Source organism: Sphingomonas sp. GC_Shp_5 (genome assembly GCF_026540855.1).
Taxonomy (GTDB): Bacteria; Pseudomonadota; Alphaproteobacteria; order Sphingomonadales; family Sphingomonadaceae; genus Sphingomonas.
In genome coordinates this window covers 1-14,474 of record NZ_JALNUP010000012.1, presented here as the reverse complement: position 1 = coordinate 14,474, position 14,474 = coordinate 1, and the positions used below count along the sequence as shown (strand labels likewise).

Genomic DNA, 14,474 nt, shown 5'->3' with positions numbered 1-14,474 from the left:
TGATGAAAAATATATTCCCTACGCCGTCATCAATTTGCCATGATCGCCGCTGGGCCGATCAGCCGAACCGCTCCATGATCGCCCGGGCGGCGCGGCGGGCCGCGGGCTCATCGGTGACGCTGAAGGTGCTGGCGAGCGCCGCTTCCTGTGGCGCTCGGAAGGCATCAGGATGATCGACCGCCCGTGCCAGCGCGGCGGGCAGTTGGTCAAGCCGATCAATCACTTCGCCAAGCCGCCAATGCGCGAAATTGGCGTCGCCAAGCCAAGCGACATGCGAGGGATTGAGGAAGATCGCCGGCCGCGGGCGGACGATCCATTCGTAGATCTGGCTGCTCGCATCGCCGAGGTAAATGTCGGCCGCCCTGGTGTAGCTCATGTCCACCGAGCGGCTGCTGCCGGGATCGATGATGATGTGATCGGTGGCTAGCGTCGGCAGGTCGCGGCGCCGTCTTACCCGGCGATGTTCGACCGAGGCGTGCCAGCGGCGCTGGAACAGCATCACATGCGGCGCAACGACGAGGTTGAAGCGGTTCTGCCCGGCGAACCAGTCAATGATCGGCTGAGCCCAATCATACCAGGACGACAAAGCCGGATCGAAATGCGGGTTGTAGAGCACTGTCGGTCGGTCGTTGGCGAACAGCCGCGGCGGTGGGCTGGCGAAGGCGACCGTGTCGAACTTGGGATAGCCGACGATCGCGTGGTTGTCGGCCGTGATCACCCCCGCCGCGAGCATGCGATCACGCACCTTCTCGCCCGACAGCAGCACCAGATCGAACCCGCGCGCGACCGCCCTGAAGCCGACCGACCGGTCGCCGGCGCCATGCGGGATCCAGACATAGTTGAGGTCGCGCAGCCCGAACCGGTCGCGCAGCATCAGCGAGGTGGTTTCGGGTACCACCAGCACGTCGAGCGCGGCGAAGATGGCGAAGTTCTCGCGCAGCATCGCGACGCGGCGGAACGGCGCGATCCAGTGCAGCCCGGCATCGATCGTGCGGGCCACCGGGCCGATCGTCAGCGCGACGAAGCGGACCACCGCCGCTTGCTCGCCGAGCAGCGCCCGCACCTCCGCCTCCTGGGCCGGGCTTGAGGTCAGCACCGAGACGCTGGCTGCCGGGTTGCGCGCGAGTTCGGCGATCACCGGCGCGGTATGCCGCACCTGGTGAAGCGCGTCATGGTTGAACAGGAAGCCGATCTTCATCGCGCGAGGAACGCCGCGATCGCGTCTGCCGCGCGCGCTGCGGCACCGGGGCGGCCATCGCCAAGCGAGGCGCGGGCGAGCGCTGCCTGCCGCTCGAGGTACAGATGATGCCGGTTTGGGGCGGCGTGGATCGCGGCCATCAGTTCGGCGGGATCGTCGACGACGTCGCCGAGATGCCAATGCGCGAAGCTCGGATCGTCCCGCCAGTCGATGCGATGGGCGTTGAGGAACACGCAGGGCCGCGGGCGGATGAGGAATTCATACACCTGGCTGCTGACGTCGCCGACATAGATGTCCGCTTCGGCGGTGTAGCTCATGTCGACACTGCGGTCGGAGCCCGGATCAATCAGCACGTTGGCGGTGCTGCGCGCGCGCCAGCGGCGGCGGACCGCCACGTCGCGGCGGCGGAACAGCTTCACGTGCGGCGCCACGATCAGATTGATGCTGTCGTCAGCGGCGAACCCCGCCAGCATCGGCTCGATGAAGCGCGGCCACGAGCCGAGCCGCGGCGCCTTGTGGGCGTTGTAGAGCACGACTGGCCGCCTTGTGGCAAAGGGCAGGCCGGTCGCATCGGCAAGCCGCTCGGCGGTGTCGAGCTTGGCGGAGCCGGTGACGGCATAACCGTCGGCGCGCACCGGCCCGTCGGCGAGCATCCGCGCGGCGGTCTTGTCGCCAGCGAGCAGCACATAATCGAACCGGGCGACCTCCTTGACGAAGCCGCGCGCGCGATCGCCAGCGCCATGCGGGATGTAGATCAGCGCCGGCCGCCGCACGCCGAGGCGGCGGATGCTCGCCACCGTGTCCTCGACCTCGACGATCGCGTCATAGCCGTCGAGCGCGGCGGCATTGTCGCGCATCACCAGATCCTTGAACATGCCGAGGATGCGGATGCGCTGCATCGCGCGGGTGAAGGCGCTGCGGCGGAGCGGCCGCACGTCCAGCGGTGGTGCGCCAAAAGCGGCGCGGATCCGTTCGAGATGGTGCGGTGTCTCGGGATCGTTGTAATAGCTCACGACCTCCCAGCCGGGTCTCGCCGCGAGATCGAGCGCGATCGCCGCACCATGGTAGCACTGGTACGCTTCGGCGATATAGAGGAACGCGATCCGCATCCCCGCCCCTTAGTGCGGGAAACGTCCAGACGGAAAGCCGATGAAGGGTACATGAGTCAGTCGAGTTCGTTTCGTCGGGCGTTGCAGAACGTGGGTTGGCTGCTGACCGGCAAGGGCGTCGGCGCGGTGCTGAGCCTCGTCTATCTGGGATTGGCGACGCGCAGCCTGGGGCTGGAGCGGTTCGGCCAGTTCACCTTGATCCTCAGCGCCGGCCAGGCGGTGGCTGGTTTCGTCACCTTCCAGTCGTGGCAGATCGTGGTCCGCTATGGGGTGGCGCTGCTCGGCGACGGGCAGCAGGCGGCGCTCGGCCGGCTTATCCGATTCTGCGCCTTGCTCGATCTCGGCGCCGCGCTGGTCGGCTGCGTGATCGCCGCGATCGTGATCGCCTTGCTCGGGCCGCATCTCGGCTGGTCCGGCGAGCTGCGCGAGGAAGCTATGCTGTTTTGCTGGGTGCTGCTGCTGTCGAGCCGCTCCACCCCGGTCGGCATCCTCCGGCTGCACGACCGGTTCTCGATCGGCGCGGCAGCGGATGCGGTGACGCCGATCGCGCGCTTCGCCGGCGCGATCGTCGCGGTGCTGTCCGGCGCCACCGTCAGCGGCTTCCTGATGGCCTGGGCGATCGCCGAGATCGTCACGGCGCTGGTCTATTGGACGGCAGCGATCCTCACCGATCGCAGCGTCATCGGGCCGCTGCGCGGCGCCGTCGGGGTGCCGCGCGAGCATGCCGGCTTCTGGCATTTCGCCTGGACCGTGAACGTCAACTCGACGCTCGATGCCGGCAGCAAGCAGCTGCTGATCGTGCTGGTCGGCGTGATCGCGGGGCAGGCGGCGGCCGGTGCCTATCGGCTCGCCTTCCAGCTCAGCCAGGCGCTGGCGCGGCTCGGCGACATGTTCTCGCGCGCGATCTTCCCCGAATTCACCCGCGCGCACGAAAGCGGCTCGGCCGATCGGCTGCAGAAGCTGTTCCGCCAGGCGACCCGCTTCACCGTCACCACCGGGGCGGCGATCTGCGTGCTGGCGCCGATCCTCGGCCATCCGATCCTCAAGCTGGTCGGCGGCAGCGCGTTCAAGGGCGCCTATCCGATCCTGGTGCTGCTCAGCCTCGCCACCGCGCTCGACGTGATGAGCGTCGGCTTCGAGCCGATGCTGCTCGGCACCGGCCGCTCGCGCGAGATCTTCCGCATCCGCCTGACCGCGGTGATCGCGCTGTTCGCGATCGCGATCGTCGCGATGCTGCAGTTCGGCGCGATTGGTGCGGCGGTTGCGACTTTGGTCTCGTCGATGCTGGCGCTCGGCGGGCTGGTCGGCTCGGCGCGGCGCGCGGTGCGCGGGCCGCTGCCGGCGACGCCGATCTGATCGGCGGGGCGCTATGGAAGTTTGCCTGCGGCTTTGTTAGCCCGTCACGGTCTATCTCAGGAGATGCCGTGAATACGCACCGTTCGTTGTTCGGCCTTGTCGGCGTCTCTCTCCTCGGCCTGCTCGCCGCCGCCGTTCCGGCGGGCGCTGCCCCGGTGGCCAGCCGCTACGCCCCGCGCGAGACCTTTGCGCCCTTCGTCATGGAACAGCCGTCAGGCGCGGTGCGCGCCGCCAACGGGCTGCCGGGGCCGGCCTATTGGCAGAACCGCGCCGATTACCGGATCCGCGCGACGCTCGACCCGACGCGCAAGACGATCACCGGCAGCGTCGAGGTCGATTATGCCAACAACAGCCCCGAGGCGCTGGACGTGCTCTGGCTGCAACTCGAGCAGAACCTCTACCGGCCCGGTTCGCGTGGCGGCTTCGCCGAGGGCGGCGTGGCCGGTGGCTACACCGAGGGCATGACGCTCGACGCGGTCGAGCTCCAGGTCGGCGGGCGCTGGCAGGCGGTGACGCCGCTGGTCGTCGATACCCGCGCGCAGCTGCGCCTGCCGACCGCGCTCGCCGCCGACGCCAAGCTGACCCTGCGGCTGCGCTATCATTATGCGGTGCCATCCGACGCGTTCGGCGGGCGCACCGGCTGGCTGACCGCGAAGAGCGGGCAGGCCATCTTCAGCATCGCGCAATGGTATCCCCGCATCACCGTCTATGACGATCTGCGCGGCTGGGATCCGCTGCCGTATCTCGCCCAGGAATTCTACCTCGATTATGGCAATTACGATTACTGGCTGACGGTGCCAGCGGACATGCTGGTCGCCGGATCGGGCGAGCTGCAGAACCCCGACGAGGTGCTCACCGCGCACGAACGCGCGCAGCTCGCCAAGGCGAAGGCGAGCGATGCGACGGTGATGATCCGTGCGCCGGGTGAGGTCGGCCCTGCCGCGGCGCCGCGGCCGGGCGGATCGCGCACATGGCATTACCGGATGGAGAATACCCGCGACGTCGCGTTCAGCGCGTCGGCGGCCTTTGCCTGGGATGCGGCGCGGATCAACCTGCCCGGCGGCGGCAGCTCGCTCGCGATGTCCTTCTACCCAGCGGAAAGCGCGGGCGAGGCTAGATGGGGCCGCTCGACCGAATATCTCAAGGATTCGGTGGAGCGCTTCTCCGCGCGCTGGTTCCGCTATCCCTGGCCCGCGGCCGTCAACGTCGCGGGCCCGGCAGCCGGCATGGAATATCCTGGCATCGTGTTCGACGGCATCGATGATGCCGGCAAGACGCTGTTCTGGATCACCGCGCACGAGATCGGGCATAGCTGGTTCCCGATGATCGTCGGGTTCGACGAGCGCCGCCACGCCTGGATGGACGAGGGGTTCAACACCTTCATCGACACCTTCCAGTCGGACGATTTCAACCGCGGCGAATATGCCCCCAAGCGCGACAGCGAATATGCGCCGGGCGGCGGCAATCCGGTGGACGAGATCCTGCCGGTGCTCGCCGACCCGACCGCGCCGCCCATCCTGTCGCGCGCCGATACGGTGGTAGAGCAGTGGCGCCACCCGGTGACCTATTTCAAGTCGGCGCTCGGCCTGCGGTTGCTGCGCGACGAGATCCTCGGCCCAGACCGGTTCGATCCCGCCTTCCGCCGCTTCATCGCCGCCTGGGCGTTCAAGCATCCCAAGCCCGCCGACTTCTTCCGCGCGATGGAGAGCGACAGCGGCGAGGACCTGTCGTGGTGGTGGAACGGCTGGTACGCCAACAACTGGCAGATGGACCTGGCGGTCGGCGGCATCGCGCCGTTCCCGGCCAAGGCGGGCGGGCCGGGATCGCTCGTCACGGTCGAGGCGCGCGACAAACTGGTAATGCCGGTGACGCTGCGCGTCACCTTCCGCGGCGGCGCTACCCAGGACATCAAGCTACCGGCGGAAACCTGGATCCGGCAGGCGGCGACGCAGATCCCGGTGCCCGGCGCGACCCCGGTGATCCGCGCCGAGCTCGATCCCGAGCATCATCTGCCCGACAAGGACCGCACCAACAACGTCGCCATCGCCCGCTGACGATTACGCGGGCGAATCGAATTGACGCCGAGCATCGGCCATGGGACCTTCTCGTCTTCGAGACAGGGAGGGCAGGCCCGTGATCGTTCTAGCATTGGTAGTCGGTATCATCGCGGGGTTGCGCGCGGCGATGGCGCTCGTCGCCGTTTCGTGGGCGGCCGCACTCGGTCGGCTTGATCTTTCCGGTAGCTGGCTCGCCTTCCTCGGCTGGCGCTACACGCCGTGGATCGTGTCACTGCTCGCGATCGGCGAGCTGATCACCGATCAGTTGCCGTCCACCCCCAGCCGCAAGGTGCCCGCACAGTTCGGGGCGCGGGTGATCGCGGGCGGCGTCGCCGGTGGGGCGATCGGCATCGGCCTCGGCACGCTCGCGATTGGGATTGTGCTCGGCGTCGTTGGCGCGGTGATCGGTACCTATGGCGGCGCAGCGCTGCGCTCGCGCCTGGCCGCGGCGTTCGGGCGTGATCTGCCGGCGGCATTGATCGAAGACGTGATCGCGATCCTGGCGGCGGTGCTGGTCGTCCAGTCGCTGTGACCGAGCAGGTCGACGCGATCATCGTCGGCGCCGGCCAGGCGGGGCCACCGCTGGCGGGGCGGCTGACGGCGGCGGGGATGCGCGTGGTGCTGATCGAGCGCCACCTGGTCGGCGGCACCTGCGTCAACACCGGCTGCATGCCGACCAAGACGATGGTCGCCAGTGCCTATGCCGCGCATCTCGCCCGCCGCGGCCGCGAGTTCGGCGTCGATACAGGGCCGGTCAGCATCGACATGGCGACGGTGGCCGCGCGCGTCCACAAGGTGACGATGGATGCCCGCACCGGCAACGAGCGCTGGTTCGAGGGCATGTCCGGGCTCACCTTCGTGCGCGGCCATGCGCGCTTCACCGCGGCGCAGGTGATCGAGGTGGAGGGGCGTTCATTCACCGCGCCGCGCATCTTCCTCAACGTCGGCGGCCGCGCCAGCGTGCCGGCGATGCCCGGCGTCGGCGAGGTGCCGCATCTCGACAACACCGACATGGTCGCGCTCGACATCGTCCCCGATCATCTGGTGGTGGTCGGCGGCAGCTATATCGGGCTGGAGTTCGCCCAGATGTTCCGCCGCTTCGGCGCTGCGGTGACTGTGGTGGAACGCGGCGAGCGGCTGATCGGGCATGAGGATGCCGATATCGCCGAGGCGGTGAGGGGTATCCTCGAGGACGAGGGCATTGCCGTGCGCACCGGCGCCGAGTGCATCGCCTTCGCCCGGCATGCCGATGGCGTCGCGGTCTCGGTCAATTGCACCGCAGGCGAGCCGACGGTGATCGGCAGCCACGTGCTGCTCGCGGTCGGCCGGCGGCCGAACACCGACGATCTCGGGCTCGACGTTGCCGGCGTCGCCACCGATGCGCACGGCTACATCACCGTGGACGATCAGCTGCAGACCAACGTGCCGGGGATCTGGGCGCTCGGCGATTGCAACGGTCGCGGCGCCTTCACCCACACCGCCTACAACGACTTCGAGATCGTCGCCGCCAATCTGCTCGACGGCGAGCAGCGCGGGCTTCACCAGCGCATCCCCGGCTATGCGCTCTACATCGACCCGCCGCTCGGCCGCGTCGGCATGAGCGAGGCGCAGGCGGTGGCCACGGGGCGGCCGCTGCTGGTATCGACCCGGCCGATGGCGCGAGTCGGTCGCGCGGTGGAGAAGGGCGAGACCAAGGGGTTCATCAAGATCGTCGCCGATGCCGAGACGCAGCGCGTCCTCGGCGCGGCGATCCTCGGCACGGCTGGCGACGAGGCAATTCACGGCATCCTCGACATGATGAACGCCGATCAGCCAGTGTCCGCGCTGCGCTGGGCGGTGCCGATCCACCCCACCGTGTCGGAACTGATCCCCACGGTGCTGCTCGGGCTGGCGCCGCGTGACACGGCTTCAGGCGGCTGAGATATTGCGCCGCGGGGGGGGTGGACTAGCGCCCGCGGCTGTCGCATGGGGCGGCCAGTGCCGGTTTAGCTCAGCTGGTAGAGCAGCGGTTTTGTAAACCGAAGGTCGCGGGTTCGATTCCTGCAACCGGCACCACGCCGCGACAGCGATGGCGGGGTCCTATCCCTGCCGCTCGGCACGCAACTGCGACCAGTAAGCCAGGCGCTCGGACAGGCGCTTTTCGAAGCCGCGCTCGGTGGGTTCGTAGAAGGTCTGCGGCGGCAGTTCGTCGGGCCAATAGTTGGCGCCCGAGAAGCCGTCCTCGGCGTCGTGATCATAGGCGTAGCCGGCGCCATAGCCGATCTGCTTCATCAGCTTGGTCGGCGCGTTGAGGATGTTCTGCGGCGGCATCAGCGAACCCGTCTCCTTGGCACTGCGCCAGGCGGCCTTTTGGGCCTTGTAGGCGGCGTTCGATTTGGGCGCGGTGGCGAGATAAAGGCAGGCTTGCGCGATCGCGAGTTCGCCTTCGGGCGAGCCGAGGAAGTCGTAAGTGTCCTTGGCGGCGATGCACTGGACCAGCGCCTGGGGATCGGCGAGGCCGATGTCCTCCACCGCGGCGCGGGTGAGGCGGCGGAGCAGGAACAGTGGCTCCTCGCCGGCGGTGAGCATGCGGGCGAGATAGTAGAGCGCCGCCTGTGGGTCCGACCCGCGGATCGATTTGTGGAGCGCCGAGATGAGGTTGTAATGGCCCTCGCGATCCTTGTCGTAGACGGCGACGCGGCGCTGGAGGAAGCTCGATAGGCCGGCGGGATCGAGCGGCGCATCGAGCGCGACCGAGAACAGGGTCTCGGCCTGGTTGAGCAGGAAGCGGCCATCGCCATCGGCGCTGGCGACGATCGCGTCGCGCGCCGCCGGGGTGAGCGGCAGCGATCGGCCCTCGACCGCCTCGGCGCGGTCGAGCAACTGGCCAAGCGCGGCGGCGTCGAGCCGGTGGAGGATCAGCACCTGGGCGCGGCTGAGCACGGCGGCATTGAGCTCGAACGACGGGTTCTCGGTGGTGGCGCCGACCAGGGTGACCGTGCCGTCCTCAACATAGGGCAGGAAGCCGTCCTGCTGAGCGCGGTTGAAGCGGTGGATCTCGTCCACGAAGAGGAGGGTGCGCTTGCCGATGCGGGCATGGTCGCGCGCCTCGGCAAAGGCCTTCTTGAGATCGGCGACGCCCGAGAACACCGCCGAGATGGCGACGAAGCGCAGGTCGACCGTGGCGGCGAGGAGCCGGGCGATGGTGGTCTTGCCGGTGCCGGGCGGCCCCCACAGGATCATCGACGACAGCCGGCCGGCCGCGACCATCCGGCCAATCGCGCCATCGGGGCCGGTGACATGCTCCTGGCCGACGACGTCGGCGAGGACCCGCGGGCGCAGGCGATCGGCGAGGGGCGCGTTGGCGCCGGGCGCCTCGTCGGGAGGAGGGGGATCGAAGCCCGCGAACAGGTCGGCCATGCCCGCCAAGGTAGGGTGCGCTGCCCCTCGCGTCATCCGTAACTTCGCTATCATCACGCATATCGCTCGCGGTCGCGATCGAAGATATATCTTGAACACTCTTGCGCAACGGCAACGAAGATATATCTTAGCGCTATCGTGATACACAGGAGTTAAACGATCATGCGATTCGGTATGGGACATGAAGGATGGGGCCGCGGCGAGCGCGGGCAACATCGCCACGGCGGCCACCATGGCGGCCACCATGGCACGCACGGCCGCGGCTGCGGCCCGCGCGGCGGCGGGGGACGCGATGGCGAGGAATATATGGCGTGGAAGAGCGGCGCCGGCCCGCGCGGCCGCGGCCCGCGGATGTTTGACGGCGGCGAGTTGCGGCTGGTTTTGCTCAAGTTGATCGCCGACGAGACGCGGCACGGCTATGAGCTGATCCGCGCGATCGAGACGCTGACCGGGGGTGCCTATGCGCCGAGCCCGGGGGTGGTCTACCCGACCTTGTCGATGCTCGACGAGATGGGGCTGACCGCGCAGCAGCAGTCGGACGACGCCAAGAAGCGCTTCGCGATCACCGATGAGGGCCGCGCGCATCTCGAGCAGAATGCCGAGCTGGTCGAGGCGCTGTTCGCCCGGCTCGCGGCGGTGGGCGAGCATCGCGAGCGCACCAACGGCGCGCCGCTGCGCCGCGCGATGGGCAATCTGCGGATGGCGGTGCAGAACCGGCTCGAGCAGGGTAACATCACCGAGGATACGCTGCACGACGTGGCGGCGCTGATCGACGAAGTCGCGCAGAAGATCGAGAGGCTGAAATGAGCATTTCCGTTGCCCGGGTGCCGACCCATTCGGCGAGCCGCTACCTCCAGCAACTCGCCAAGCATTGGAGCCACAAGATGACGGTGGTGTTCACCGCCGAGGAGGGGATGATCGACTTCCCCAATGGCACGCGGCTGGCCATGCAGGCGGATAGCGAATCGCTCGACCTGGTGCTGACCGTGCCGGAGGCGGAAGATACCGAGCGGATGCGCGAGGTGGTGGCGAGCCACCTCGACCGCTTCGCGTTCCGCGAGGCGCCGCTGACGTTCGACTGGCGCGAGGGGTAGGTTGTCGCTCGGCCTTGCGGGGCCGGCGGTGGGCGTGCCTCGGGGAGATGCCAGCTGCCGCTGGCATGACGGCTGGGCGATGATGACCGAAAAGCCGGGCGAGCCGGTGGTTGCTCAGGCGGCCTTGGCGTGGTCGCCCAGCATCGCGAGATAGGTGTCGAGCACCGCCTGGTTGGCGGTACCCCACAGATAACCGGCGGCATCGGCGTGACCGGCGGCGCCCATGCTGGCTCTCAGCTGCGGATCGGCGACGATGCGGGCGATGGCGTCGGCATAGCCGGCGATATCGGTGGGTTCGACCAGATAGCCGGTGACGTCGTCCTTGATCAGATCGACCGCGCCGGTGGCGCGCGCCGCAACCACGGGAACGCCGGCGGCCATCGCCTCGGTGGTGACGTTGCCGAAGGTCTCGGTGACCGACGGGTTGAAGAACACGTCCATCGAGGCGACGGCGCGGCCGAGGTTGTCACCCGACTGGAAGCCGGCGAAGATCGCCTCGGGCGCCTGCGCAGCGAACCAGTCCTGCGCCGGGCCCTTGCCGACCACCAGCACCTTGTGCGCGACGCCGCGGCGGCGCAGCTGATCGATGACGCGGGCGAACACGTCCAGGCCCTTTTCCTTTACTAGCCGGCCGAGAAAGCCGACCGCGACCTCGCCATCGGCGATGCCGAGGCTGCGGCGCCATTCCAGGCTGCGGCGCGCCGGCTTGAAGCGATCGTGGTTGATCCCGCGCGACCAGATGCCGATCGGGGTGGTGACGCCCCAGGCGCGGAGCAGCGTCGCGATCGAGGGGCTGGGAACGAGGACGCGATCGACGCGATTGTAGAAGCGGGTCAGCATCCACTGCAGCGCGGGCTCGACGAAGCCGATGCCGTAATAGCGCGGATAGGTTTCGAACCGGGTGTGCAGCGAGGCGACCGAGGGCACGCCGTGGCGGCGCGCCCAGGTGACCGCGCCATGGTTGAGCAGGTCCGGCGCCGAGACGTGGACGATCGTCGGCGCGAACCGCTCGAGATCGTCGCGCACCGCGCGCGGCAGATAGCGGCCGAGCCGATATTCGGTGCGCCCCCCCGGCATCGGCACCGCGGGCACCGAGACGAGGTCGCCGACCGGCGGAAAGGCGGGGGGATCGATCGTCGGCGAATAGACGCGCACCGCGACGCCGGCGGCGAGGAGATGCGCCACCAGCAGGTTGAGCGCCTGGTTGGCGCCATCCCGGGTGTAATTGTAATTGCCGCTGAACAGGGCAAGGCGGATGTCCGTCGGATGCATGTCGAGCGGCGCCATAGCGGGGCCGGGGCGGCAGGGCCATCGTTGCGAATCGCTTGCGGCGGCGATTTGGAATGCGCCGCGATCAGCGCGCGGCGACGCGCCGGGCCGCCTGGCCGGGTGGCAGGGCGCCCATCGGCAGATGACGGGCAGCGCCGCCGAGCAGGCGGACCAGCCGTTCCTCACCGCGGCGCAGACCGCGACCATCCAGCTGACGCAGCGTTCGCACCGGCGGCGGTGTCATCTCCACCGCGGCACGGACCAGCAGGCGCTGGAGCCAGCGCAGCGGCGCGGGCAGGATCGGCGCCTGCGTCATGATGTCGAGGAAGTCGGTGAGCACGGGCGTGCCGGTCAGTGTCGGTGCGGTGCGGGCGAGCAGCGCCTCCCATTCCGGCCAGGATCGCGGCGCCCCGGTGGCGCCATAGAGAAGCGCGGCGGGCGCGGCCTCGGCGAAGGCGGTGGATTTCTCCGCCGGCGACAGCGGCTCGGCAAAGCGGCTGTACGCCTCGACAAAGCCGAAGCTCGCGGTCGCCTGGACCCAGTCGAGCAGGCGCGGATCATTGGCGTGATAGGCCTGGCCGGTAGCATCGGTACCCGAGACCTTGCCGTGCATGCGCACCACCCGCGCGATCATCGCCTCGGCGGCGGTACGCGGCCCGTAGACGGTGATCATTGCGGCAAAGCCGGTGCGGCGCAGGCGCAACCCCGGATCACGACGGAAGCTGCTGTGATCCCAGACGCCCGCGCAGACCGATGGTTCGGCGAGCTCGAGCAGCACCGCGGCGACGCCGCCGACGAACAGCGACACCGGGTTGCGGAACACCCGCCAGGATATCGAATCGGCGCCGACCAGGGCGGGCTCGCCGGGCGGCTGGCTGAAATCCAGCGCAAGCCCGGCGGGCGGGCGCATCAGCCCGGCCAGGGCGAGGCTCATCGCCGCGCCCCGGCCCGAGACAGTATGGCCATCAGGCCGCGGCGCGCAGCCCGTGCTTGAGCTCGCGGGCGCGATCGTGGCCGCGCAGCACCGACTGATAGGCATCGCGAATCACGGCCTGGGTGGCAGGCTCCATCTTGGCATCGTCGAGGGTGCGCTCGAATTCCTCCTTGAGGTAATCCTCGCCGCGCTCGACTTCGCTGGCGAGCGCGGTGTCGCCGCCGCCGAGCACGCGGCGCAGATCCTCGACACGGCGATGGATGGTCGCGGCCGCCGAGCCGTAATCGGCCGGGGTGCCGCCAAGGCGGCGGCTTTCGTCCTGGAGCAGCGCCACGACCTGGCGGCGCTCCTGCGCCATGTCCGCGAAGAACGACGCAAACGCGCTGTCTTTGGCGTGTTCGGCCGAATGCTCATAGCCCTTGATGCTGTCGATCGTGGTGACGATCAGATCATCGAGCTTCGATACGGCGTGATTGTTCGACACGATGCTTCTCCTGGTGTGAAGATACCCGGGGACAACGTGGTGCGGCTCGGATCGTTGCTTGCCGGGACGACGGACGACACTTTGATGGTTACCGGATCGTAAACGATTAGTGCGCTTGAACTTGTCGTGTGCGGTGGTTGGGGCGATCTTCTGCTTCGACCGCCCGAGCTGATCCGGCGGGGCTCCGGCCGCCGAGGAGACGGACTTTTTCCAGCTATGTTCCCCTATCGTTCCGCTTCTGCTAGGCGGGCGGGATGGCGAAGATCCAGAAGCGTTATGTGTGCCAGGCCTGCGGGTCGGTGGCGTCGCGGTGGCAGGGGCAGTGCGCCGATTGTGCCGAGTGGAACACGCTGGTGGAGGAGGCCAATACCGCGGCGACGCCGTTCCACGCCAAGCATAACCTGCAATCGGGCGGGCGGGCGCTGCAGCTCGTCGGGCTCGATGCCGAGATCGCGCTGCCCGAGCGGATGACGACCGGGATCGCCGAGCTCGACCGCGCGCTCGGCGGCGGCTTTGTCGAGGGATCGGCGATCCTGATCGGCGGCGATCCGGGCATCGGCAAATCTACGCTGCTGCTCCAGGCGGCGGCGAAGATGGCGCTCGCGGGAATGAGCGTCGCCTATGTCTCGGGCGAGGAAGCGGCCGACCAGGTGCGGCTGCGCGCGCGCCGGCTGGGGCTCGGCCATGCGCCGGTGCAACTCGCCTCGGCGACCTCGACGCGCGACATCCTCACCACCCTGGGGCTCTCCGCGCCGCCGGCGCTGCTGATCATCGATTCGATCCAGACGATGCATTCCGACCTGATCGAGGGCGCGCCGGGCACGGTGAGCCAGGTGCGCGCGTCGTCGCAGGAGTTCATCCGCTTCGCCAAGGAGCGCGGCACCGCGGTGGTGCTGGTCGGCCATGTCACCAAGGACGGCAGCATCGCCGGGCCGCGCGTGCTCGAGCATATGGTCGATACCGTGCTGAGCTTCGAGGGCGAGCGCAGCCACCAGTATCGCATCCTGCGCGCGATCAAAAACCGGTTCGGCGGCACCGACGAGATCGGCGTGTTCTCGATGCAAACCGAGGGACTGACCGAGGTCGCCAACCCCTCGGCGCTGTTCCTCACCCACCGCGACGAGGGCGTGACCGGGACCACGGTGTTCCCGGCGCTGGAAGGCACGCGGCCGGTGCTGGTGGAGATCCAGGCGCTGACGGTGCGGCTGGCGAGCGGGGCGACCCCGCGGCGCGCGGTGGTCGGCTGGGATTCGGGCCGGCTGGCGATGATCCTCGCGGTGCTCGAGGCGCGCTGCGGGCTCTCCTTCTCGGCGTGTGAGGTCTATCTCAACGTCTCGGGCGGCTACAAGGTGCAGGACCCGGCGGCGGATCTCGCGGTCGCGGCAGCGCTGATCTCGGCCTTGTCGGAGCGGCCGATGCCGGTGGATTCGGTGGCGTTCGGCGAGGTCGCGCTGTCAGGCGAGGTGCGGCCGGTGGCGCATGGGCCGCTGCGCTTGAAGGAAGCGGGCAAGCTCGGCTTCGAGCGGGCAATGGTGCCGATCGGCATGGCCAAGGACGAAGGGCCGCTGCGGCTG

At 68.8% G+C, this 14,474-nt stretch carries 13 protein-coding genes and 1 tRNA gene; 8 read left to right on the top strand and 6 right to left on the bottom strand.

Annotated features, from left to right (window positions below):
- Nucleotides 1-58: 58 nt before the first annotated feature.
- Both OXR60_RS11040 and OXR60_RS11035 read right to left on the bottom strand, forming a co-directional pair.
- The gene (locus OXR60_RS11040) at nucleotides 59-1,198 is read right to left on the bottom strand and encodes a hypothetical protein (protein ID WP_267395952.1); all 1,140 of its coding nucleotides are present in this window, start codon (nucleotides 1,196-1,198) and stop codon (nucleotides 59-61) included.
- Entirely contained in the window at nucleotides 1,195-2,307 is a 1,113-nt protein-coding gene (locus OXR60_RS11035; protein WP_267395951.1) for a hypothetical protein, read from the bottom strand. The genes OXR60_RS11040 and OXR60_RS11035 overlap by 4 nt, the downstream gene beginning before the upstream one ends.
- A 90-nt stretch (nucleotides 2,308-2,397) precedes the next feature.
- Here OXR60_RS11035 and OXR60_RS11030 point away from each other — a divergent pair, with 90 nt between their 5' ends.
- The 5 genes from OXR60_RS11030 to OXR60_RS11010 all read left to right on the top strand — a co-directional run bounded on the left by OXR60_RS11030 (nucleotide 2,398) and on the right by OXR60_RS11010 (nucleotide 7,775).
- Complete coding sequence (locus OXR60_RS11030; protein WP_267395950.1) at nucleotides 2,398-3,663, top strand: oligosaccharide flippase family protein; 1,266 nt, start codon at nucleotides 2,398-2,400, stop codon at nucleotides 3,661-3,663.
- A 68-nt stretch (nucleotides 3,664-3,731) separates the two neighbouring features.
- Nucleotides 3,732-5,717, top strand: coding sequence for a M1 family metallopeptidase (locus OXR60_RS11025; RefSeq protein WP_267395949.1), 1,986 nt, complete (start codon nucleotides 3,732-3,734; stop codon nucleotides 5,715-5,717).
- A gap of 79 nt (nucleotides 5,718-5,796) precedes the next feature.
- Entirely contained in the window at nucleotides 5,797-6,252 is a 456-nt protein-coding gene (locus OXR60_RS11020) for a DUF4126 domain-containing protein (RefSeq protein ID WP_267395948.1), read from the top strand.
- Nucleotides 6,249-7,640 (top strand): FAD-containing oxidoreductase, encoded by a 1,392-nt coding sequence (locus OXR60_RS11015; protein WP_267395947.1) that lies wholly within the window; start codon nucleotides 6,249-6,251, stop codon nucleotides 7,638-7,640. Before OXR60_RS11020 ends, OXR60_RS11015 begins: the two co-directional genes overlap by 4 nt.
- Nucleotides 7,641-7,699: 59 nt before the next feature.
- Nucleotides 7,700-7,775, top strand: a tRNA-Thr gene (locus tag OXR60_RS11010).
- 24 nt (nucleotides 7,776-7,799) lie between these two features.
- Here the strand turns inward: OXR60_RS11010 and OXR60_RS11005 are convergent.
- Complete coding sequence (locus OXR60_RS11005; RefSeq protein WP_267395945.1) at nucleotides 7,800-9,119, bottom strand: replication-associated recombination protein A; 1,320 nt, start codon at nucleotides 9,117-9,119, stop codon at nucleotides 7,800-7,802.
- A gap of 162 nt (nucleotides 9,120-9,281) precedes the next feature.
- Between OXR60_RS11005 and OXR60_RS11000 the strand changes: the two genes are divergently transcribed.
- Together OXR60_RS11000 and OXR60_RS10995 are read left to right on the top strand one after the other, a co-directional pair.
- Nucleotides 9,282-9,926 carry a PadR family transcriptional regulator gene (locus tag OXR60_RS11000; protein ID WP_267395944.1) on the top strand — a complete coding sequence of 215 codons (645 nt, stop codon included), beginning with the start codon at nucleotides 9,282-9,284 and terminating at the stop codon, nucleotides 9,924-9,926.
- Nucleotides 9,923-10,213 (top strand): DUF2218 domain-containing protein, encoded by a 291-nt coding sequence (locus OXR60_RS10995; protein WP_267395943.1) that lies wholly within the window; start codon nucleotides 9,923-9,925, stop codon nucleotides 10,211-10,213. The genes OXR60_RS11000 and OXR60_RS10995 overlap by 4 nt, the downstream gene beginning before the upstream one ends.
- A 114-nt stretch (nucleotides 10,214-10,327) precedes the next feature.
- Here the strand turns inward: OXR60_RS10995 and OXR60_RS10990 are convergent, their stop codons facing one another.
- From OXR60_RS10990 to OXR60_RS10980, 3 genes are all read right to left on the bottom strand, one after another.
- Nucleotides 10,328-11,485: a glycosyltransferase family 1 protein gene (locus OXR60_RS10990; RefSeq protein WP_267395942.1), complete on the bottom strand. Its 1,158-nt coding sequence runs from the start codon at nucleotides 11,483-11,485 to the stop codon at nucleotides 10,328-10,330.
- An 82-nt stretch (nucleotides 11,486-11,567) separates the two neighbouring features.
- Nucleotides 11,568-12,416: an oxygenase MpaB family protein gene (locus tag OXR60_RS10985; protein ID WP_267395941.1), complete on the bottom strand. Its 849-nt coding sequence runs from the start codon at nucleotides 12,414-12,416 to the stop codon at nucleotides 11,568-11,570.
- A gap of 31 nt (nucleotides 12,417-12,447) precedes the next feature.
- A complete protein-coding gene (locus OXR60_RS10980) occupies nucleotides 12,448-12,900 on the bottom strand; it encodes a PA2169 family four-helix-bundle protein (protein ID WP_267395940.1) in 453 nt (150 codons plus the stop codon).
- Between the two features lie 254 nt (nucleotides 12,901-13,154).
- On the opposite strand from OXR60_RS10980, the gene radA reads away from it, so the two are divergent.
- Nucleotides 13,155-14,474, top strand: a 1,320-nt coding sequence (gene radA, locus OXR60_RS10975; RefSeq protein ID WP_267395938.1) for a DNA repair protein RadA, incomplete at its 3' end; no start/stop codon positions are given.